This window comes from Actinopolymorpha pittospori (assembly GCF_014873875.1).
Taxonomy (GTDB): Bacteria; Actinomycetota; Actinomycetes; order Propionibacteriales; family Actinopolymorphaceae; genus Actinopolymorpha; species Actinopolymorpha pittospori.
In genome coordinates this window covers 3,280,132-3,301,635 of sequence record NZ_JADBEM010000001.1, presented here as the reverse complement: position 1 = coordinate 3,301,635, position 21,504 = coordinate 3,280,132, and the positions used below count along the sequence as shown (strand labels likewise).

At 66.8% G+C, this 21,504-nt stretch carries 21 protein-coding genes; 14 read left to right on the top strand and 7 right to left on the bottom strand.

Going from position 1 to position 21,504, the window contains the following annotated elements; all coding sequences use genetic code 11:
• Window positions 1-48: 48 nt before the first annotated feature.
• Window positions 49-1,215: a permease gene (locus HEB94_RS15715; RefSeq protein WP_192750580.1), complete on the top strand. Its 1,167-nt coding sequence runs from the start codon at window positions 49-51 to the stop codon at window positions 1,213-1,215.
• 133 nt (window positions 1,216-1,348) lie between these two features.
• On the opposite strand, the gene HEB94_RS15710 is transcribed toward HEB94_RS15715, so the two are convergent.
• Window positions 1,349-4,054 carry a purple acid phosphatase family protein gene (locus HEB94_RS15710; RefSeq protein ID WP_192750579.1) on the bottom strand — a complete coding sequence of 902 codons (2,706 nt, stop codon included), beginning with the start codon at window positions 4,052-4,054 and terminating at the stop codon, window positions 1,349-1,351.
• A gap of 190 nt (window positions 4,055-4,244) precedes the next feature.
• On the opposite strand from HEB94_RS15710, the gene HEB94_RS15705 reads away from it, so the two are divergent.
• The 4 genes from HEB94_RS15705 to HEB94_RS15690 all read left to right on the top strand — a co-directional run bounded on the left by HEB94_RS15705 (window position 4,245) and on the right by HEB94_RS15690 (window position 7,939).
• Complete coding sequence (locus HEB94_RS15705) at window positions 4,245-4,880, top strand: HD domain-containing protein (RefSeq protein WP_192750578.1); 636 nt, start codon at window positions 4,245-4,247, stop codon at window positions 4,878-4,880.
• A 167-nt stretch (window positions 4,881-5,047) separates the two neighbouring features.
• Window positions 5,048-5,851, top strand: a complete 804-nt coding sequence (locus HEB94_RS15700; protein ID WP_192750577.1) for a phosphotransferase enzyme family protein — start codon at window positions 5,048-5,050, stop codon at window positions 5,849-5,851.
• A 136-nt stretch (window positions 5,852-5,987) separates the two neighbouring features.
• Window positions 5,988-7,358 (top strand): serine hydrolase, encoded by a 1,371-nt coding sequence (locus tag HEB94_RS15695; RefSeq protein WP_192750576.1) that lies wholly within the window; start codon window positions 5,988-5,990, stop codon window positions 7,356-7,358.
• 35 nt (window positions 7,359-7,393) lie between these two features.
• Window positions 7,394-7,939 carry a GNAT family N-acetyltransferase gene (locus HEB94_RS15690; protein ID WP_192750575.1) on the top strand — a complete coding sequence of 182 codons (546 nt, stop codon included), beginning with the start codon at window positions 7,394-7,396 and terminating at the stop codon, window positions 7,937-7,939.
• A gap of 50 nt (window positions 7,940-7,989) precedes the next feature.
• Here the strand turns inward: HEB94_RS15690 and HEB94_RS15685 are convergent, their stop codons facing one another.
• Window positions 7,990-8,595, bottom strand: coding sequence for a hypothetical protein (locus tag HEB94_RS15685; RefSeq protein WP_192750574.1), 606 nt, complete (start codon window positions 8,593-8,595; stop codon window positions 7,990-7,992).
• A 186-nt stretch (window positions 8,596-8,781) separates the two neighbouring features.
• Between HEB94_RS15685 and HEB94_RS15680 the strand changes: the two genes are divergently transcribed.
• The 5 genes from HEB94_RS15680 (at window position 8,782) to HEB94_RS15660 (ending at window position 12,807) form a co-directional block, all read left to right on the top strand.
• Window positions 8,782-9,810, top strand: coding sequence for a hypothetical protein (locus HEB94_RS15680; RefSeq protein ID WP_202896366.1), 1,029 nt, complete (start codon window positions 8,782-8,784; stop codon window positions 9,808-9,810).
• A gap of 223 nt (window positions 9,811-10,033) precedes the next feature.
• Entirely contained in the window at window positions 10,034-10,696 is a 663-nt protein-coding gene (locus tag HEB94_RS15675; protein WP_192750573.1) for a DUF4097 family beta strand repeat-containing protein, read from the top strand.
• Between the two features lie 144 nt (window positions 10,697-10,840).
• The gene (locus HEB94_RS15670; protein ID WP_192750572.1) at window positions 10,841-11,170 is read left to right on the top strand and encodes a nucleoside triphosphate pyrophosphohydrolase family protein; all 330 of its coding nucleotides are present in this window, start codon (window positions 10,841-10,843) and stop codon (window positions 11,168-11,170) included.
• 196 nt (window positions 11,171-11,366) lie between these two features.
• The gene (locus tag HEB94_RS15665; RefSeq protein ID WP_192750571.1) at window positions 11,367-11,873 is read left to right on the top strand and encodes a ribonuclease FAU-1 family protein; all 507 of its coding nucleotides are present in this window, start codon (window positions 11,367-11,369) and stop codon (window positions 11,871-11,873) included.
• A gap of 118 nt (window positions 11,874-11,991) precedes the next feature.
• Window positions 11,992-12,807 (top strand): nucleotidyltransferase domain-containing protein, encoded by an 816-nt coding sequence (locus HEB94_RS15660; protein ID WP_192750570.1) that lies wholly within the window; start codon window positions 11,992-11,994, stop codon window positions 12,805-12,807.
• 63 nt (window positions 12,808-12,870) lie between these two features.
• Here HEB94_RS15660 and HEB94_RS15655 read toward each other — a convergent pair whose 3' ends face one another.
• Together HEB94_RS15655 and HEB94_RS15650 are read right to left on the bottom strand one after the other, a co-directional pair.
• Window positions 12,871-13,425, bottom strand: a complete 555-nt coding sequence (locus HEB94_RS15655) for a hypothetical protein (protein ID WP_192750569.1) — start codon at window positions 13,423-13,425, stop codon at window positions 12,871-12,873.
• Between the two features lie 126 nt (window positions 13,426-13,551).
• Complete coding sequence (locus HEB94_RS15650; RefSeq protein ID WP_337917708.1) at window positions 13,552-14,163, bottom strand: cadmium resistance transporter; 612 nt, start codon at window positions 14,161-14,163, stop codon at window positions 13,552-13,554.
• A gap of 332 nt (window positions 14,164-14,495) precedes the next feature.
• On the opposite strand from HEB94_RS15650, the gene HEB94_RS15645 reads away from it, so the two are divergent.
• Window positions 14,496-15,209 (top strand): alpha/beta hydrolase, encoded by a 714-nt coding sequence (locus HEB94_RS15645; RefSeq protein WP_192750568.1) that lies wholly within the window; start codon window positions 14,496-14,498, stop codon window positions 15,207-15,209.
• 47 nt (window positions 15,210-15,256) lie between these two features.
• Complete coding sequence (locus tag HEB94_RS15640) at window positions 15,257-16,006, top strand: GAF and ANTAR domain-containing protein (protein ID WP_192750567.1); 750 nt, start codon at window positions 15,257-15,259, stop codon at window positions 16,004-16,006.
• 51 nt (window positions 16,007-16,057) lie between these two features.
• On the opposite strand, the gene HEB94_RS15635 is transcribed toward HEB94_RS15640, so the two are convergent.
• Window positions 16,058-16,540, bottom strand: coding sequence for a MarR family transcriptional regulator (locus HEB94_RS15635; RefSeq protein WP_192750566.1), 483 nt, complete (start codon window positions 16,538-16,540; stop codon window positions 16,058-16,060).
• Between the two features lie 89 nt (window positions 16,541-16,629).
• Between HEB94_RS15635 and HEB94_RS15630 the strand changes: the two genes are divergently transcribed.
• Entirely contained in the window at window positions 16,630-17,445 is an 816-nt protein-coding gene (locus tag HEB94_RS15630; RefSeq protein WP_192750565.1) for a class I SAM-dependent methyltransferase, read from the top strand.
• A 192-nt stretch (window positions 17,446-17,637) separates the two neighbouring features.
• On the top strand, window positions 17,638-18,903 hold the full coding sequence (locus HEB94_RS50605) for a GNAT family N-acetyltransferase (protein ID WP_238361537.1): 1,266 nt from the start codon (window positions 17,638-17,640) through the stop codon (window positions 18,901-18,903).
• A gap of 8 nt (window positions 18,904-18,911) precedes the next feature.
• On the opposite strand, the gene HEB94_RS15615 is transcribed toward HEB94_RS50605, so the two are convergent.
• Both HEB94_RS15615 and HEB94_RS15610 read right to left on the bottom strand, forming a co-directional pair.
• Window positions 18,912-20,246 carry an MFS transporter gene (locus HEB94_RS15615; RefSeq protein WP_192750564.1) on the bottom strand — a complete coding sequence of 445 codons (1,335 nt, stop codon included), beginning with the start codon at window positions 20,244-20,246 and terminating at the stop codon, window positions 18,912-18,914.
• Window positions 20,243-21,490: an ATP-grasp domain-containing protein gene (locus HEB94_RS15610; RefSeq protein WP_192750563.1), complete on the bottom strand. Its 1,248-nt coding sequence runs from the start codon at window positions 21,488-21,490 to the stop codon at window positions 20,243-20,245. The genes HEB94_RS15615 and HEB94_RS15610 overlap by 4 nt, the downstream gene beginning before the upstream one ends.
• Window positions 21,491-21,504 lie beyond the last annotated feature (14 nt).

Sequence of the window (21,504 nt, the reverse complement as noted above, 5' to 3'; positions counted from 1 at the left end):
CCCGGTCGCCTGATCACGGCCGCCAGCTCCGCGCGGAGGTACGACGACGTGGCCGACAACCCGACAGCCGCCGCGGTGTCCGTGGACACCACACCGTCCTCCGCGACGTCCCGGCGAGCGACGCTTCTCGGCCTGGCCGCCTTCGTCGTCGTCCTGGTCGCCGCGTTGACCTGGGCGAAGTGGTGGCCTTACGCCCACAAGGTCGCCGGGGTTCTCACGACAGGTACCTACAGCGGCACCTCCGCTCTCACCGACGGCGGTGCCGCACCACCCGCACCTTCGTGGCTCACGGCCTGGACGTTCGGGATCGGCTACTTCAGATCCGTGTGGATGGCGCTGGTCGCGGCGCTGTTCATCGCCGCCGCTTCGGAAGCGTTCCTCCCCCGGCAGTGGATGGTCCGGGTCCTGAGTGGCGGCCCGCGCTGGCTCGGCGGCTCGATGGCCGGCGGACTGCTCGGACTCCCCTCGATGATGTGCACCTGCTGTACGGCACCGGTTGCCCTCTCGCTGCGCAGGAGCGGAGTGCCGACCAGCTCGGCGCTGGCGTACTGGCTCGCGAACCCCACCCTCAACCCCGTCGTCCTCGTCTTCATGGCCGTGGCGCTGCCGGCGCAGTGGGTGGGCGTCCGGATCGCGGCAGGGCTGCTGCTCGTCTTCCTCGTTCCACCGTTGCTCGCGCGCCTGAGCACTCCGAGAGTTCCGGCCACGACCCACGCCGGCCCGGCCGGCGGCACGCTGGGCGACGCGGGCGATGTCGGCGCGCTCATCGGCACCACCAGCGCCGTGGAGGCTCAGTCCCTCGGCGACGTCCGCACGGCACTCCGACGCTTCGCCGTGGCGCTGGGGAAGATGGCGGTCATTCTCGTGCCGGAGTACATCGTGGTCGTCGCCAGTATGGGCGTCCTTCGCGGCTGGCTCTTCCCGATCGGTGGGGAGTTCGGCGACGGTGGTGTCATCCTGCTGGTGGTCCTCGCCGTGGCGGGAGCCTTGTTCGTCATTCCGACTGCCGGCGAGATCCCCATCATCCTGGGCCTCCTGCAGGCGGGCGTGGCCCCCGGACCGGTAGGCGCTCTGCTGGTCACCCTCCCCGCCCTCAGCCTCGCCTCGCTCCTCCTGCTCCGCCGAGCGTTCCCGGCCCGCCTCCTCCTCGCCGCGTTCGCGTCGGTGGTGGTGCTGGGCGTCCTCTCCGGCGGGGTCCTGTGGGCCATCGCCTGAGCGTTCCGGCGTAGGAGATCGGCTGAGCTCCGGCTCCACGTGGCGTCCCACGGCAAGCGTCGGTGTCGCTGAGCGCCACCCCGCACGAACAGAAACGGGCTCGCCGATCGCGGCGAGCCCGTCTCCGTCGGTCCTAGCTGGGCCGTCGCCCGTGGTCGTGGGAGTCGGCCAGTTCGATCGAGTCGTAGAGGTAGGGCTCGGTCTCGAAGCCGTCGGGGTTGTTGCGGTCGTACTTCATGAAGTAGGTGTCGATGGTGAGCTCGCCATCGCTGGTCACCCGCACGATGGAGTAGCTCTGCTCCTGGAGCACCGTGTCGTAGGTGGTGTCGGACTTGTCGATGAACGAGTAGTCAGGTGCGACGTTGTGGAGCGAGCTGGCGTCGTACTGGATCCGCTTGTACCACTTCGAGCTGCCGGCCGTTCCGTTGACGATGTACAGCGGGGCCATCGCGTCGGTGAAGACCTCGCGTCCGTCGCTCATCGTCGCGGCGGGCGTCGCGTCCTGACCACCCTTGACGAAACCGCGGGAAAAGCTGTGGTCATGGCCGTTGATCACCAGGTCGATGCCCAACTGCTCGAAGACCGGCGCCCAGTACTGCCGCATCGCGTCGATGTCGGCGTCGTCAACGTGGTCGGTCGCGGCGTACATGGCCTTGTGGAAGGTCACGATGCGCCACGTCTTCTTGGTCCGCGCCATGTCGCGGCGCAGCCACTCGGCCTGAGCCGCGAGTTCCTCCGGCGAGTAGTGGTCGCTGTTGAGCACCGCGAAGTGGGCGTCGCCGTAGTCGAAGGACCAGACGTTCTCGAACACGGTGTCGGGGAGGTTGAAGTGCGGGTTGAGCAACTCGTCCCGGTCGTGGTTGCCCTGAACCGTGAGGAAGGTCCGCTCGAAGAGTCCGGCCTGCGCGCCGCCGTAGAACGTGTCCATCTGCCCCTCGGCGTATCCCTTCTCGGTGAGGTCGCCGGCGGCGAGCGTGAAGGCCAACTCCTGTCCGTGCTCCTCCTCCGCGGTCCGCATGTTTCTGGTGAACGCGGCGTTGTCGTCCTGGACCTGCGGGTCGGTGTAGTAGAGGAACGAGAAGTCCTGGTTGCCCGCCACCGCGGTGCGGAAGCTGCCGAGGGGACTCCAGGCGTTGGCCTCGAGATCACCAACCCGGTAGACGTACTCGGTGTCGGGCTTGAGCTTGTCGACGTGCACGTTGTGGAAGTTGCGGATGCCGTCGAGGACGCCCTCGTTGGCGCTCATGTGAACCTCTTGGACGTGGTTGGTGCCACGAACCGTGTCGAACGTGAGCTTGTCGTTCCCCTTGCCGTTGCCCTGGCTCTTGCCGGCGCGGGCGATCTGCACCGCACTGTGGTCCAGGTCGATGTCCAGCGTCTCCCAGTTGATCGTGACCGTGTGCGCCGGATCCTCGGTGATGGTGGCGCTGACATGTGCGGGCGCCGGGTCGTCGGACAGCGCGTACTTGGTGTAGAGCGGGGCGAAGCGCCACCCGCTTTCCTCGCCGGTGTCCAACCGCACCTTGGCCCAGAACGTGTACTTCGTCGCGGGCTCCAGGCCGTCGAAGACCTGCGGCCCGACGGGCTGCCAGTTCAGCCCCGCGTCACCGGGCATCGCCTCCGACTGCACGATCGCCACCTCGGTGGCCCGTGCCGGGGCTCCCTCGTTGGTCACATCACTGACGTCGACCGTAAGGGCGCTGTCCGTGGTCTTCGTGGCCGCGATCGTGAACTCGACGGGCGAGGAGAAGCTGGTGAAGTCGAACGGGTACGGCTGGTGGCCGAGCCCACGCAGCGCCGGGTAGGACACTTCAGCCCCGTCGACCGTCGCGCTCTGCAGCTCCCAGTCGGTCTCGAAGTCCCAGCCGAGCGACTCATACGTCGTCTCCGACTGCAGCTCGGCCTCGGTGACCGGCTCGCCGTTGAAGCTGGGCGCAACCATCCCGGCCCAGGCCAGCACGTTCTCGGCTGATCCCTCGGGCAGGACCCGGCCGTACGCCGAGTTCACCGACGACTCGCCGGAGACGATGGGGTTCGCCGCGACCGAGTTGCGCAGCACACCGGCACGCAGGTCACCGACCAGACCACCGACGCGGTTGTAGCCGTCGATCGGCCCGGCCGCGAAGGAGTTCTCGATGACCGTCCGCGGGTTGAGCGCGCGGCCGACAAGACCCCCTTGACTGTCGGCCTCACCGACCTCCTGCACGTGGGCCAGCGAGTAGCTGTTGCGGATCGTGGGAACCGCCGCCTCGGCCGGATCCGGCTCGGGAATGGTTCCCGACGTGTCCTCCGGAATGCGACCCGCGAGCCCACCGACGCTGTGGTCCGACGCAACCACCGACCCGGTCGTGTAGACGTTCTCGATGGTGCCCCACAGCATGCCCGCGACGGCTCCGGTCGTCTGGCCACCCCGGACGTCGATGTTGCGGAAGGCGGTGTTCTTGATGACCGCTTGCACGTTGGAGTCACCGAGATGGGTGAGGAAGCCGACCGTGCCGACACCGGGCCGGTCGATCAGCAGGTTCGAGATCGAGTGGTAGGCGCCGTCGAAGGTGCCGTAGAACCGCCCGAAGGGCTGATAATCGGTGATCCCCGCCATGTCGATGTCGGCGGTCAGCTTGTAGTAGCCCGTCCGAGGTGCGTCGTCCGAGCCGTAGTTGTGGCTGAGGAAGAGAAGCTGCTCCGGCGTGCTGATCTCGTAGACTCCGTCGACCAACACGGGCCGTTCGTCGTCCGGTTCAGCGAGAGTGGGTCCGGCGAAGGCGGTCGGGGCAACCACTCCCGCCAGCACCACCGCCATCCAGATCGCTACCAAGAGTCGCCGTCCACGCACACGCATGCCACATTCCTCCTTCAGGTGCGGAGGGACTCTCCTCAGCGTGAGTAAACGTCGAAGCAACCGCAGGCAAGCACGGCCTGTCCAACGTCGGAAGATGCGTCCGGTTTCAACCACCCCAGCGCGACGCCTCCCGGGCCCACAAGGAACGAACGTCGCGCGCGACCTGCGGGGGTGGACGACAATGGCCAGCATGACCCTCGATGAGCTCGTGGTGCCGGACACCGCGGCCTCGGCCGCCGCGTTGGAAGTGGCGTCCGCCCACTTCTCCCCCGCGCTGCTCAACCATTCTGTACGCGTCTACGTGTGGGCGGCGGCCCACGGCACGTCGCAGAACATCCGCTTCGACCCGGAACTGATCTACGTGGCGTCGATGTTCCACGACCTCGGCATGATGCCGGAGTTCGACAGCCACACCCTCTCCTTCGAGGAGGCAGGCGGCAACCTGGCACGGGTGTTCGCGACCGGCGCGGGATGGCCGGTGGAGCGCCGCGAACGCCTGTCGGAGTTGATCTTCCGGCACATACTAGGAGACCGGGTGGAGGTGTCCATAGACCCCGAGGGGCACCTCCTGGCGCGATCGGCCGGCGTGGAAATCACCGGCAAACACGCGGACGACTTCCCTCCCGATTTCAGGGCCGAGGTGCTGCAACGTTATCCCCGGCTCGGTTTCATCGAGGAGTTCCTGGCCTGCTCCCACGAACAGGCTCAGCGCAAACCGGACAGCTCGCCCGGAGGTTGGATACGGGCCGACCTCGACACGCGGATGGCTGCCAATCCGCTGGACGACCCTTCCTTGCGGCCACCGACCGGAAATGACCGCCAGTAACCGTGCTCGGTCCTGCCGTGGGGAACCGTGAAGGGCACGCCAAAACGCGTTGACACGCCTCGGTGCGCAAGGGAGTGTTGCACTCGCTCCAGCTCACTCCTGCGTTCTGGGACGAAGAATCGTGGTGCACACCGTGCCTGGGCATCCGCCCGACCTCGTACGCGACTATGGACTCCGCTCTGCTGCACTCCACCCGCATTCGGGTGGGTTCGAGAGCGACTGGGGTCGCCGACGGCGCGTGGTTCGTCATGGTGTGGCGTCGCACCGAGCCGCCGGCCCACCTGGATCTCCTCTCCGAACTCAGCGCGGCCGGTCTGCCCGTACCGGCGCCGGTTCCGACCGTGGCCGGTGAGCTTTACGGGACGTGGTGTGGGAGGCCGTACGTGGTCTTCCCCTTGGTCCATGGGCGGACAGCAGACGACGACGATTGGCGCCTGACCGCGCGGATGCTGAAGCGTGTCCACCAACTCGACGGAATCGACCTGCCGCCAACCACGATGGACGAACCACTGATCTGGAAACTGCGCGAGCGGCTCGATCACCCGTGGATCACAGGTCGCGCCGGCGAGGTCGCAGACAGCATTCTGCGGCTGGAACGCACGATCGAGCGAGCCCGAGCAAAGACGGTGCCGCACGTCGTGTGTCACCAGGACTTCAAGGGGTCCAATCTTCTCATCGATGAGGGGCAGGTCGCGGCCATTCTGGACTGGGAACAGGCGGTCCTCGGTCCTCGCGAGCACGACCTGTGGACGGCACGAGACGGTGGGGTCGGCGCGTCGTTCCTCGCTGAGTACGGCACTCGGGACCTCGACCTCGACCACCTCGAGTACGCCCTCCTGGCCCGCGCGTTGCGCGATCTGGCGGCGCGCGTACTGACCGAGACGGATCGGCCGGGTGTGGATACCTGGGGCTTCCAGCAGCTCGCCAGGCTGGACCGCGACCTGGCGTCGTTCCGTCCGTTCTGCGCCTAAGGGGCGCGTCCTCGGCACCGTCGACACGAGAGCGTTCACATCGCCTATGCCGACTCTCGCCGGCGACCTGCACCGACGGCCGGGGTGATCGAGCGGTTGCTCGGGCCGAGGTGGATTCTGCCGTAGGGTCCTCGGTATGCGAGATCATCTGGCGACCGCCCTCGAAGGCGAGGTGGCGCAGGCCGCCCAGGAGCTTGGCGTTCCCGGCGTCGCGGTGGGCGTCGACCATGGCGGAGAGCGCGAGATCGTCACGTACGGCGTCACCAGTGTCGAACATGGCCGGCCGGTCGACGAGGCGACGTTGTTCCAGATCGGCTCGACGGCCAAGACCTTCACCGCCACGGCGATCATGGTCCTGGTCGAGCAGGGACTGATCGAGCTCGACCAGCCGGTCCGTCGCTACCTCCCTGAACTGCGGCTACGGGACGCCAGCACGGCAGAGACGTTGACCGTCGGTCAGCTGCTCAACCACACGGCGGGCTGGGACGGCGGCGATGCCTGGACCGACACCGGCGAGGGTGACGACGCGCTGGAACGCTCCGTCGCGCTGCTCGCCGACCTGCCGCAGCAGTTCGCCGCGGGGACAGGTGCGTCGTACAACAACGCGGCCTTCGTGCTCGCCGGCCGCGTCGTGGAGAAGGTGACCGGCGAGACCTACGAGCGGGCCCTGGCCCGGCTGGTCTTCGCACCGCTCGGGCTGCGCCAGACGATGACGTCGCTGAACGCGATCATGACGCGGCCCTTCGCGGTCGGCCACCGGTCGAACGGCTCGGATGACCGGACGGTGTCGGTGTGCCGGCCGTGGAGCGACCCGCGTGGCTACCTGCCGGCCGGGGCTCGGCTCGCCTCCAGCCTCGGCGACCAGCTGACCTGGGCGCGGTTCCAGCTGGGCGACGGTAGGTCGCCCGACGGCACCCGGCTGCTCTCCGAGCATCGGCTGCGGGCGATGCACGCGCCGACGACGAGCCACGAGTTGCTGCCGGGGGTACGGATCGGGATCGGGTGGCTGCTCCGCGAGATCGACGGCGTGCGGCTGGTCGAGCACCACGGCGACGTCTCCGGCCAGCACTCGTCGGTCACCGTGGTCCCCAAGCGCGATTGCGCGATTGTCGTCCTGACGAACTCCACCCCGACCGGCCGGGAGCTGGCGGAACGGATCGTGCGCCGGATCCTGGAGACGCGGCTCGAGTTGGTCGAACGGTCGCCCGAGCCGCTTCTGCTCAGTCCCGACGAGTTGGCTCCGTACGCGGGGACCTACCGCACCGATGGCATCGAACTCCGGGTCGTCGTCGACGGTGGCGGACTGGTCATCCACGGCACCGTGTTCGACGACGACGCTCCCGGAGAGACGCTGGAGTTCCCGGTCAGCCTGCTGGCCGGCGAACGATTCCTGGTCGTCGACGGTCCGTTCACGGGCCTGCAGGGCGAGTTCGTCCGCGAGGCCGGCGTGGTCGTCGCGGCCCGGCACGTCGGTCGGCTGGTGCCGCGGACCGAGCCCCCTTCCTGATCCCCCTCGGCCGCGAGGGTCGCTAGCCTGTCGACGTGACCAACGACCCAACCGCCCGGCGGCCCGTTGAGGATGCAAGCCCGTTCGCGGTGCGGCCGGTCGGCGAGGATCAATGGGAAATCGTTGCGTGGCTGTGGCAATGCTTTCGCCAGGACTTGGCCCCCGTCGTCTCCGGCCTTCCGTACGCCGACGGTCGGTACCAAACACGCGGACTGGCGGCGTTCCCGACGCCTGACGGAGCGGGGTACCTGGCCTGGCGGCCCCATCCGAACACCGGGCAAGATGCGCCGATCGGCTTCGCGCTGGTCGACGGATTGACCAGCGAACGACGGACACTCGTCGCGTTGTGGGTAGCTCCGGTCGTCCGCCGCGAAGGTGTGGGCCTTCAACTGGCGCTCGACGTCCTCGCTCGACACCCCGGACCGTGGGCGGTCGCTTTCCAACACGAGAACAACAACGCGGGCATCTTCTGGCGGCGCGTCGCCGACGCCGCGTTCGGACGCGGGCGTTGGCACGAAGATCTTCGCCACATACCCGGCCGAGCTGAGCTACCTCCCGACCACTGGATCGAAACGGTCTGAGGCCTGAACGAGCGGGAACCAAGGCCACGGCGCCCGCCCGTCCATGCGAGTCAGTGCAGCCAACTCACCTCGTCCAGGTCGGTGGTGAACTTGATGGGCTGCCAAGCTTCTCGGGTGCCTGGTGGCGCATCGGCCCCTATCTCGATGACGACACGCACCGACCCGACCGTCCGGACCAGATCCCGCCCTGGCAAAGCGGGGCACCAACTCTCGCCACCGTCTGCGTACTCCACGCAGAGCGAGACACTGCCCGGATCTGACCACCACGACTCCATGCCCGTCCTGATCCCCGTGCCGTTCGTGGCTGGCGGGATGTGGGCGTGCCGGGCCAGCGCGCGCTCGTCCTTGCCCAGGATGAACTCACCCGCGAAGCCGCGCGCGTGGTACTCACTCGTGGCGCTGTACTCCTCTGGGAGGCCGTATCCGGGCGGCAACTCCATTGGCAGCGCCATCAGCGGCCCCTCGGCCGGGTCGAGCTCGTCTTGGACCTCGTGACGCTCGTCGATCAGTGGCCGCGGTGGTGGTGCGTCAGTCAGGTACCAGCCGTCCGGGTAGGGATCGTTGAGGTCGACGACGACTCGCCAGGCACTGCCCCAGCTAACGATCCATACCGCGACGGCGCAGAGTATCCAGCGCACCTGTCGTCTTGGGCGCATCGACGTCCCCACAGAACGATCATGACATCAGCCTGTGCTCGCGGGAGCGGGTTCGCCGAGGTCGGAGGGGCGGCGGGTTTGCCCGGTGGCCTTCGCCGCGCCGGCGCCGGTCAACGAGGTTCTCCAACGAACGCTCACCGGCACCGAGAAACGTGATGATCCTTGGGCACTGGCATGATCGCGTGGGTGCTGACTGCCAGACGTGCCCGCTACACACGGGTCTCGGACTTCCTCGCCTCACGTAGCGACCTCGCGCTTGCTGCGCTTGTGGGTGACGGCGGGGTCGACGAGGTGGGGGTGGGCGGCGGTTCGGTGATTGTCGATGTCGACGGCGTGCAGGTGTTCGCGAAGCGCGTCCTGTTAACCGACCGGGAGTTGGCTCATCCGCGTTCCACCGCGAATCTGTTCGGGTTGCCGATGTTCTGCCAGTACGGCTTCGGCTTGCCGACGTTCCCCCAGTACGGCTTCGGCGGCCCGGGGTTGAACGGATGGCGCGAGTTGGCCGCGAACATGATCGTCACGGACGGAGTTCTGGCCGGCGAGACGGAGTCGTTCCCGTTGCTCTACCACTGGCGAGTGTTGCCCGGCGGCCCGCCCATCACGGCCGGGCCCGCTGACGTCGAGGCGGCTGTCGCCGCGCTGGACGGGTCCTCAGCCGTGCGTGCCCGCCTGGAAGCGCTGCTCATCGCTTCACACAGCCTCGTGCTGTTCTCCGAATACATCCCGTACCCAGCGGCCGACTGGCTGCAGGAAGATCCGGCCGGCAAGGCTGAGCTGGTCGAACGGCAGCTATCGGAGATCGTGACATTCCTGCGCGGCCGTGAGCTGCTGCACCTGGACGGGCACTTCGGCAACATGCGCACCGACGGTGAGCGGATCTACCTCGCCGACTTTGGGCTGGCCACCTCGCCACGTTTCGACCTCTCGGCAGCAGAGCGCGACTTCGCAGAACGCAACGCCACCCACGATGCCGACTGCGTCGCCATGCGACTGGTCCACTGGCTGGCAACTGCCACATGCGGCGTACCGGTGTCAGCCGCCGGTGCCCCCGACGCCCGCGCCGAGTTCGTACGTCGGTGCGCGGACGGCCACATCCCTGACGGCCTGCCGCCGGCGGTCGCCGGGATCCTCACTCGCCATGCACCTACCGCAGCGAGAACGGGCAGCTTCTACAGGCGGCTGTTCAGCGGAGATCTACAGGCGCAGTACCGCTGACCTCAGCTCGGGTCCGCGCGTCTCCTGCGGAGCGTTCACTCTCAATTCAATGCAACGGAAGGTCATGCTCGTTGCGTTAGATACGGGACCGTTGCAACAATATCGAGACGCTCACCTGCACATATGCCGATCCAGAGCAACAGTCATGTTGCATCGATCTGGAATGCAACGTAGCGTTTCCGACGTCAGAAACAAACGGAACACGAACCCGCCGGAGACCACGATGCACACCTTCGACACCCCCGCCCCCATCACCGCCGTCCTGGACATCCCCGCCGGACGCATCCAGCTCATCGCCGCCGACCGCACCGACACCACCGTCGAGGTCACACCCACCAACCCCGCCAAGAACCGCGACGTCAAAACAGCCGAACAGACCAGCATCGACTACACCGACGGCGTGCTGACGATCCACACCACGGTCAAGAACCAGGTCCTCGGCCCCTCCGGCTCCATCCAGGTCACCATCCAGCTGCCCACCGGTTCCCAGATCAACGCCAAAACCGCCGCCAGTGAACTGCGCGGCGTCGGCCGCCTCGGCAACCTCACCTTCACCGGCGCCTACCGCCACACCAAGATCGACGAAGCCGCCAACCTCCACCTCACCGCCATCGACGGCGACATCGAAATCGGCCGCCTCACCGGCCCCGCCGAAGTCACCACCGCCAGGGGCGACATCACCATCGCCGAAGCCACCCACGGCAAGGTTGCGCTCCGCACCCAGTACGGCGACATCACCGTCACCACCGCCACCGGAGTCTCCGCCACCCTCGACGCCGGCACCACCTACGGACGCATCAACAACACCCTCAAAAACAACGGCACCCCCCAACTCGACATCCACGCCACGACCTCACACGGCGACATCACCGCCCACAGCCTCTAGCCCACCGCCTGCGACGAGAGCCTGGTCAGGTGACGAGTCCTCAGTGCAAGTCCACCTTGCAGTCTTCTCCCGTCGACACGCGAGCTGAAGGACTGGCGGGCGGGTCCGGTGCTGCTGACCGGGCGTCGACCATACTGGTCCGCCATGGACCTGGACGAGTACCAGCGCGGCGCCCTCCGCACCGCCGCGCCGCGGGACAAGAAGAACGAGCTGCTCCACCTGGTGCTCGGGCTGGTCGGCGAGTCCGGCGAGGTCGCCGAGAAGTTCAAGAAGTGGGTGCGCGACCTCGACAGCGACGAGTCTCGGATCGACCGGGCCCACATCGCCAAGGAACTCGGTGACGTGCTCTGGTACGTAGCGGTGCTCGCCGACTACCTCGACCTGTCGCTGGACGACATCGCGACGGCCAACCTAGCCAAGCTGGCCAGCCGCCAGGACCGTGGCGTACTGGGTGGCAGCGGCGACAACCGCTAGCACTCCCAGACCAGCACCGCCATGAGCCTCTAAGCCATGCCGCGCGGTGTGCCTCTCCTGGTGGCCCGGGTCGCCTCGCCACTTGTGCTCGTCGCCCTGCCGTGGGCACCCTATGCGGGTGCCAACGTGTAGCGGTGGTTCGGTCAGGGTCGTCACCTATCTGAAGTGGCCGCGGGCTCTGCACTACCGCACTCGAATGGTCCTGCTTGGAGAAGACGATGCAGGCATATGGCTGGGGACACGTCGCGGCAACCAGATCGAGAGTCCCAGTAGTCCGACGTCGCCCGGAGCGTCGCAGGACTCGATCACGCTGTTTCCTCGCAAGCTCGGATGGTCAGCTCGGTGGTACTCAGAGCGGGCAACCGTTGGACGTGCATCCAAGTACTGCACTTACGTCGACATCACAACTCCACCCGAAGTCTCTGAGACCGACGTCCAACTCGTCGATCTCGACCTTGATGTTGTGAAGACCTGGGATGGCGAAGTTGCGCTCCTGGATGAGGACGAGTTCGAGCACAACAGGCTGGCGCGAGGCTATCCGGTGCGTGTGGTGCGTGACGCACTCAAGTCAGAGTCGAACGTTCGAGAGGCCCTTCTGGGCCACACGTTCCCGTTCGACGGATCGGCGCAACCGTACATGGACATGTGGTTCAGGTTGGATCAGTCCCTCGCCGAGGAAGGCGCTGAGACACGCCGGACATGAACGGCCAGGTCCGGCCGAGGAGGCACACCCTTCACCGAGTTTGTGATTGCATTCACTTGCACGCACACGTCTACGGGCACTTGCCGGGCGGAAGGGCAGGAAGGAAGGAAGGACCATCGTGACGACCGAGGCCTTGTGGCAGTTCCCGACCTGTGAGCAGCTTTCCGCGACCCTTTCGGCTGAACCTTCGGTCCGGGCGCTCTGGCTGACGGGCAGCCTCGCTCGAGGCGACGCCGATCGCTTCAGTGACATCGACCTGGTGGCAGTCATCGCCGGGGCATCACTGACTGAGGTGGCATCGAGCATCGAGGCACGCTTGGCCTCCGAATTCGATCTCGTCCTTCAACGAAGCCGTGGTGATGAAGGCTTTCGCTTGCTGAACTTCGTCACCGAAGACTGGAAGCGCTTCGACCTCAGCCTGTTCTCCACCGAGGCGATCGGTCGGTCGAAGCTCCGCGGTTTGCGGACACTCTTCGACAAGGACGGCCTGAACCTCCCCGTAGGCGAGGGCGATCCCCCGAAGTCCGAGGCGACACCCGAACAGGTTTCGTTCGTCGTGTCAGAGTTCATCCGGGTCCTCGGGCTGCTACCCGTCGTCATGCACCGAGGAGACCTCGTTGGCGCCGGCTCCGGGTCCGGCCTGCTCCGCGAGCATCTGATCACGCTGCTGAAGTACGAAGGGCCTGCGCAAACCATGCGTGGAGCGCTGAACGAAACAAAGTCGCTGTCTCCCGCTGCGACGTCGGCCGTCCTCGGACTCCCGGCACTCTGCGCCGAGGAATCCTCGATCCTCGACTTCAACCGTGCATGCTGGGAGATCTTCGCCCAGTTCGGTCCGAAGATCAGTCAACAGTACGACGTCGAGTGGCCAACCGCGCTCGTCCAAGCCGTACGCTCCCGACTGGCTCGCGACCTCGGCGTGGAACTCGTCTGACCCAACGCGCCTCTCCCATCGATCGGGCAGCACGTCCACACATGGGCTTCTGCACAAGGGCAGTCACGGTGAAGAAGCGTTGGGCTCTCGAAGCTCGGCCAGTTTCTTGGCGCGTGCCTCCGAGGACGCTCGGGTCAGGGTGAGCAGGTCGAACCTCGCCAGCCGAAAGGCATCTACTTCGTTCACGTCGAGCAGGAGGATGGCGGCGTCGAGGGCCTCGTCCGTGCAGTCGGCGTCGGTGAGGCGTTGGATGAGTTCGGGACCATGTGCTGCTACCCGATCGATGAAGTCCAGTTCTCTGATCGTGCGCTGGCGGATCACGTCGGGGTCGTAGGGATCGGGCTCGTGGGACAGGACCTCCTCGGTGTACTCCGCACCGTCCGCCTCCCAGAGCCGTTCGATCCGTTCAGCCACCAGCGACAAGGCCTCGATGAGCGCTGGGATCTGGTCCGTTCGTATGACCATTTCGCCCACAGGGCTGGTCCGGAGGTGGATGTGGGGACCCGGTGTTCCGTGGTCGGCGTGACTGGCGAACCAGCCCTCGACGATCAACGCCCTGCCCCGGACGCCGGACTCCATCCGGGCTTCGGCGTGCTCGTTCTCACTCTCGGGGGCCATTGCACGAGGCTATCGGCGGCGAGTGCCCATCAGCACGAACGTGGGTTGGTTGCGGACTGCTAGCTCAGGAGGGCTGCACAAGGACTGCGAAGTGAGACCACGGTGGGCGTGCGACGTCCTCGGCTACTACAGGTCTGCGATGTGGCCGATGACCCCGGACTCCAGAACGATCGCCGCTCCGATGACTATGAAGACCGCAGGTACGATCCAGTGCCCGTACCTCTCTACTACCGCGATGACCTTCTTGTGCGACGCGAGCCAGGAGCCCGCGAGGCACCATACGGCCACCAGTGCGCCGAACACAGCTATGGTCAGCGCACTGCTGCCTGGGCCGACGGTGCGAAACAGCGGGGTGTAGACGGCGATGTTGTCGGCGCCGTTGGCGATCGTCACGCCGGCAACGGCCAGTGCGCTCCCGGCCACCTGTGTGGCCGGGTCCTCTCCAACGTCGCGGGCGCGGATCGTCTTGGCCAGGGCCCGCAGCCCGAGGCCGATCGGCACCAGGCCCAGCAGCCCGACCCACTGGTCAGGGACGATCGTCAGCCCTGCAGCTGCGAGCGCCGAGGCAGCGATCAACACTGCGATGCCGGAGTACTGGCCTGCCCAGATCTGCCATTGCTTGGGCTTGCTGGATGCTCTGGAGGACAGGAACAGCACCGTGAGCACGATGAGGTCGTCGACGTTGGTACCGGTGAAGACTCCGACCCCGGCACCGATCGTCGCGAGCAGCTGATCCACGAGGCAGCAGGGTACGGAGGCGACGGGGCAACGGCGGACACGGGGCAAGCCGACCGCGGAGGGTCCGGCCATCTCGCCCTGTCCGGATATCAGTGGTTCCTGGCCGGACGAAGGGGGCGCCGCCAGCCGATCGGTGGGCAGCATGGAAGTCGGTCACACGACCTGCGCGCGCTTTTCCCCGGTTTATGGGTCACCGACGCCTGCGCCAGTCTTCTCAGCCGGGCCGCTTTCCGGGCCAGCACTTTCTCCCGGCCAGCCGAGGCGTCGCGGGGGCAGATGCCCCTGCCGCCACGCCACACAGTCCGACACCTGAGAATTCTGGAGTACCGTTCATGACCACCGTGATGCTCGTCCACGGAGCGTGGCACCGGTCGAAGACCTGGGAGAAGCTCGAAGCCGAGCTACACGCACTCGGCTATGGCACCCACGCACCCGCATTGCCGAGCGCCGGAGAGCGTCCCACCGCGGGCATGCACGACGACGCCGCTGTGGTGGCCCAGGAGCTGGCCTCGATCGAGGGCCCGGTCGTGCTGCTCGGCCACTCCTACGGGGGCATGCCGATCACCGAGGCCGCCGCCGGCGCGCGGAACGTCGAGCGACTGATCTACCTTGCCGCGTACATGCCGGACGAGGGCCAGTCGCTGTTCGACATCGAAGGCCGGCCCACTCCCGACGACGTGAGCGGCGTGCTCCCGCTCAGCAGCGGAGCGCGTACCTCGTTCTACAGCGATCTGCCCGACGCCGAGGCCGAGCAGGCAATGAGCACGTTGGTCGACCAGACCGTCCGATCGTTCGCCGAGAAGGTCGGCGCGGTCGCCTGGAGGGACATCCCCTCCACCTACGTCGTCCCCGAAGACGACCAGGCCATCTCGCCCGCGCTGCAACAGAAGATGGCAGCCCAGGCTGCCGAGATTCGTCGGCTCCCCAGCGGTCATTCCCCGTTCCTGTCGCAGCCCCGCGTTCTGGCCGCCCTCATCGACGAGATCGCATGTCAACGTCCGGCAGTCCCGCATCGCGCTCTACCAGGGGCGTGCACCTCCGGCTAGCGCGGAGCATCAAGTGAATTGCGCGAAGCAATGCACCTCAATCTAGGTTGACGTTCGAAATGGATGTTGAGAACGAACTCGTCGCTTCGCTTCAGGTCTCACTCATCACCTTTCCCGCTCTGCAGTCCTATCTCGGCCGAGTGGCGTGGGTGGCGGCCACGATCGTGGATCCGCCGGCTTGGTGCGGGATCACCTCGCTGCACGGCGGATGGCCGGTGACCGTTTGCGTCAGCGATGAGCGTGCGAGGTTGGCCGACCAAGTGCAGTACGACGCCGGTGAAGGACCGTGTCTGGAAGCGATGTGGAGCGGCGCGGTCGTCGATGTGGACGATGACGAAGCGGCGAGGTGGTGGGGGCGTTACCACGACCATGCGCGTGAGGCCGGCATCCACTCGATGCTGAGCATCCCTTTGGAGGGTGTGGACCGGCGCTCGGTGGGAGCGCTCAATCTCTACGGCGAGCGGCCGAATGCGTTCACAGGGGCAGACATACAGCGTGCCGAGTGGTGCGCTCGCGATGCCACCAGGACGGTCGCTCATTGGCTGCGTAAGGCCGGCGAGGCCGAGGTCCGTAAAGGGCTGGAGGGAGCTGTCATTACGAGGACGCTCGTCGAGGAGGCCATGGGCATTTTGATGGCTCAGCACCACTGGGACGCTCCCAGGGCGTTCGGCTGGCTCCGCCACCTGTCCGGCAACGACGCGAGGCGCTTACACGAGGTGGCAAGCGATGTGATCAGGGAAGCAACGCGACGTCCACCGGTCCTGCAGGCACCGTTCGGACTACATCGCAGATGGTAACGACCCCACCGGAAGTTCGCGCGAGCCTTCTGCAGCTGGCCGCGGGCCCGTCTAGCCGGCCTCGCGTTCGGCCGCCTGGAGCCGCCGCCACTTCGCCATCGACAGCTTGGTCTCCTCGCGTATGAACGCGAAGAACCGGCTGGTCTCGTCCAGCCGGCGCCCGGCAGGGGAGTCGAGACCCAACAGCGGGATGCCCTCGTCGGCGCCGACCTGCACCCGGGCCAGCATCGGGTCGGACTGGCTGACGAAGTGGCTCCAGGTGTGCTCGTGGATCCCCCAGAAGTCGTGCCGGGAACCGGCTTCGCGGCCGCGTTCGACCAGCCGCACCTGCACCAGGTACTTGACCGCCCCCGAGATCGCCGACGCGCCGACCTCCAGTCGCTCGGCGAGCTCTGCCGCCGACAGCTTGCCGGAGTCGGTCACCAGCAGCGCGGCGTACACGCGCGAGGCCATCCGAGGCATGCCGTACTCGACCATGATCTGCGCGAATCGTTCCCGGTAGACGGCGATGGCGCCCTCGTCCGCTCGCGTCACGAAACCCTTCCCCTCCTCGTCGTGGCCCCGACAGTTTAGACTATCCATGGACTTCACGAAGTTCGTGAAGTAAGAGTAACGTCGCTGTCGTGAAGGACACTGAACTCGTCGGAGTGCAGAAGACCCTCAGCCCTGTCCTCAGGGCCAAGGCACTGGACACCCGACTGCCGGACCCGATCCTCGGCGACGCATACGCCGAGCAGGCGATGCGCCGCCTCGACCCCGACTACGACAACCGCAGATTCGGCACCAGCCAGATGGGCCTCGCCGCCGTGGTGCGCGCCAAGGCCCACGATGACTGGGCCCGAGGCTTCCTCGCTGGCCACCCCGACGCGGTGGTGATGCACCTGGGCTGCGGTCTCGATGCGCGGGTGTACCGGATCGACCCGCCCGCCACCGTCGACTGGTACGACCTGGACTACCCGTCCGTCATCGAACTGCGGCAACAGTTCCTGCCGCCGCGCGAGCACTACACCCTGATCGGCTCCAGCGTTACCGACCTGACCTGGCTGGAACGCATCCCCCGCGGCCGGCCGGTGCTGATGGTCGCCGAGGGACTGGTGCCCTACCTGACCGAGACCGACGTCCGGCGGCTGCTCACCAGCGTCGTCGACGCCGTCCCCACCGGCCAGATCCAGCTCGACACGGTGCCGGTCTGGGCGTGGCACACCTCGAAATGGGACCCCACGCTCCGCAAGTACGACGCCCAGTTCCACTGCGGCTTCAACGACCCGGCCGCGCTGGCCGATTGGCACCCGCGGCTCGAGTACGTCGACGAGGCACCGATGTACGACTCACCGGTGCTGATGGCCAAGGCGCCCGCGAACATACGCCGCATGTACCGCCTCATGAACCTGCTGCCGGGCATGAAGCGGTCCACCCGCATCGTACGGTTCCGGTTCTGACGCGCCGACGTCAGTACTACCGCCGCTCATCGCGTTGTCGACCAGCGTCGTTCCCGGCCTCCTATGACCCGCTCGGTCGGACGAGGGATGCTGTATCGCTCGCGCCGCGGGGAGCGTTCAGCTTGGGACGCGCTTGGAGTGACGGAGTTAATCGGCGTGCGCCGCCTGATGTAGAGATGTGAGGCTGGTGTGATGGTGACAGTCAGGGTCGTCGAACCCGAAGACCTGCCGGTCCTGTGGGCGATGGCCGTGCTGCCTCACATAGGCGCTACGGCCGATCCATCAGCCCCGATCCCCCTGCCCACCTCCTGCTCCGCACCGGAGCAGTTCCCCGACCTCGCCGACCCGTTCTCCACCATCCTCGGAGTGGGTGGAGACTTCTTCGTGGCCGAGGCCGACGGCCACCTGGTCGGGATGGCAGGTTTCCGCCCGACCAGCCACCCGGCCCGGGTCGAGGTCTTGCATGTGCGTGTCCACCCGGCACTGCGACGACGCGGGATTGGCCGGGAGCTGATGGCGGCCGTGGAGACCGGTGCGGCGAGCCGCGGGTTCAAGGAAACCTGGCTCGACACGGCCACGAACATGCCCGTAGCCATGTCCTTCTACGAAGGCCTCGGCTACATCGAGGTGAGCCGCGAGACCCGCCCAGAGTGGCGCTGGACACTCGTGTACTACGTCAAGCAACTGCGTCCGGCCATGGATCGAACCCTCGCCTACACACGGTCGAACCGGAGGAGTTGGAACACGATCGCGCCAGCCCGACCGTCGCAGCCGCCCGAGTTCTTCCGCCGAGGCGGCTCCACGCTCGACGACTTCGAGGCTGACCTCTTACCCGAGCTGAGCGGCAAGCGGATGCTTCACCTTGCCTGCGCCAACGGCGGGGACTCCATCTCGTGGGCCCTTCGAGGCGCATCGGTGACAGGCGTCGACATCAGTGACGTCGCGATCGAGTCAGCGAGCACCCTCGCGCGTGAGACTGCTGCGGACGCGCGATTTGTCGCCGCCGACGTGTACGAGATGCCCGCCGAGCTGCGCGACTTCGATGTGATCTACGCGAGCTGGGGCGTTGTGTGCTGGCTTCCCGATCTCGACCGATGGGCGCAGATCATCGTCGACCGTCTGCGCTCTGGCGGCACCTTCCTCCTGTGCGAACACCATCCCATGTGGGAGGTCCTCGGCGTCCGGCCTGACGGAGTGGAGGTGACTGTCGACTACTTCGGCCGCGGCCAGCCGACCGAACAGACATATGACCAGGCCAAGCGCCCAACCGGGTCAACACCCGAGACTCAGTTCGACGCCTTCGTATGGCCAGTTAGTGATGTGGTCATGAGCCTCATGCGTGCCGGACTACAGGTCGAGGAGTTCTTCGAAGCCCCGGCACCTGAGATGTACGAAGGGCTCGCCGACGCAGCCAACCGGGTGCCCGCGATTTACGTGATCAAAGCGAGGAAGGACTAATCCCGCTCTCAGCTGGCTTCGGCGCAGATGTCAGATGCTCGCGTCGGACAGGGGCGAGTGGTGGCGTCAGGCCGGATCAGCCTGGGCGGCAGCTCAGCCTGGGCGGCAGCGACTGGGGCGTCGAGACGGTGGCCACGCAGCGCCGCGAAACAGAGTGCCACCAGGACGCCGCATACGGCGGAGACGACACCCACCAGGGCGAAGAGATGTGTTTCGGATACCAGCACGAGAAGAGCACCCGCAACCGGGTAAGGCAGGAGCGCGGCGAGTGCCATCACGCTCATCGCCGCGCCAAAGACCTCCGCGGGGATGAGAGCGGTGCGCACGGTGCGCAGGAAGACGATCGCCCCGCCCTCCGCGGCGGCCAGGACCGCGATCGCGATGGCGTAGAGGACGAACGATGGGGCTACCGCGACGGCCAGCCCGGCCAGGCACGCGATACCGGCAGCGGTCGCACCCACCAACCACAGCCCGATTCGCCCCACGGCCCGGCCGGCGAACGCCACGGCGGGCATCGCGACGGCTGCGCTGACGCTCCAGAGTATGCCCGCCGCGGCGGTGGACTCGTCGAACGCCCGGGTGACCAGAGCGGGCGTGACGGCCTGGACGACCGCCATCAGGGCGTTCAGCGCGGCGACGGCGAGAATCACCCAGCGCAGGGCTGGAATCCGCCACATGACCCGCGCGCCGAGCCCCATGGCGGCCACCGGGCTCGGCGAGTCCCCGCGAACCGTGGCCGGGCGCGGAATCCGCAGCGTGACGGCGACGCCCGCGGCGGAGATCGCGCACACCGTGACGAGCAGTGGTGTCTGTCCGACCAGCAGCAAGAGGCCGGCGAGTAGCGGGCCGACGAGCAGCGCGCCCTGATCGATGTTCGTCAGAACCGCCTGAACCCGGTGCGGAGCATCGCTCCTGCGTGCGACCTCCGCGCCGATGGTCTCAGCGGACACGAAACCCATCGCGGCCACGATTCCGGCGACGGCGCCCAAGAGCACGAGTTCGAGCCCCCCTCCGCCGGCGAGTAGGGCGAGCAGGACGAGCGCCACCATGACCACCCTGCCGGCACTGGCCCAGACCATGACGGCGCGCGCCCCTACCCGGTCGATCAGCGGCCCCACGCTCCCGAGCGACACCACACGTGGAATCCACTCCAGGACGAACGCCACGCCGCTCCAGGCCACCGAACCGGTCCCCTGAAGCACCATCAACGGAACCGCCGCCTGCAGGACGGCCGTGGCCAGGCCGTCCGCAGACCGCACCACGTACGCGCGCGCCGGCGTCAGGCGCTTCTGCCCGGCAACGCCACCGGAGTCCTGCGGAATGGAGACGACGAGCTCGGTCATGCTCCTACGTCCAGAGTCTCGGGCTGGTCGATCTGGATGTTCAGTCTCGCGTACAGTTCCTTGACCTCGGATTCGACCGCACCGGGGTCGCGGGGCTGATAGACGATGCGCCCGGCGCCCTTCAAACTGCCGAGTGCGCCGGGAACCGGCTTCCCGATCTCGAGATGCATATCAACTTCCACCACGGCGTCGATCGCTTCGATCTCTTCGATGGAGGTGACGTTTCGCACAATGCCGCTCGGCGGATCAAGATTGATTGTCACCAGGGACTCATACAGCGGTCGGAGCGGTATCTCCGGGCGCTCGTCCACGGCCAGTTTCGCGAGGATGTCCTGACCGTCCAGCCCGTACATGGTGTTCTCCATGTTCCAGAGGCCGGCTCCTGGCAAACGGGCACCCGCCTCGCCGAACCAGAGCTTGCCGTCTCTGGTACGAAGCACCTCGCAGTGCACCGCACCGGTCTGTGCGCCCAGCGCTGATGTCGCCCGCTCGCAGAGTGCCACCACTTCACGGAGTTCCGCACCGTCCGGCGGAAGAACCATGAAATAAAGATCTTCCGTCAGAGCGTCGATAAGCGGGTTGCTGTAATGTCCCGGCGACGCCCAGAGAGTCTCTCCGCGATACTGATAGAAGTTGCAGAAATATTCGCGGGACACATCGAGAAACTCCTCGACCAGAAATCCGTTCTCCCTTTCGTGTAGGCTCTTGAGCATTTCCCCGGCAGCGAAGCGGCCGAACGGGTCGTCCAAGCGCCTGTCGAACAGGCCTTCCTCCAGGTGGCGCTCCAGATCGTCATCGTCGCGGACTACGAACGTGTTGAGCGTGGCGGCACTGATACGCGGTTTGACAACGACAGGCCAGCCTATCTCGCGCGCTACCGCGCTGATCTCCGTCGCGTGATGAACCACCCTGTGCCGAGCCACCGGAACGCCGGCAGCGTTACAGCGGTCCTTCATCACCGCCTTGTCAGTGTAGGCCGTGGCATCCTCCGCGGACAGGCCCGGAAGGCCACCCAGGAGCTCGCGTAGCACACCGGCGGTCCGGACCGCCTGCTCGTCTACGGTCGCGACCGCCTCGATATTCTCCGGCAGATCTTGCGCGACCTTCGCTATCTCCTCATCGTCGTTCCAATTGCTGATCCCGTGGATCGACAGGCCGGGAAACCGCCTTCTGTGCTCGTCGATGCCGGCAAATTGGATGACGACGACAACGTCGTGACCAGCCTGCAGAAGAGCGTCCTCCATCGCGGGGTTCCCAC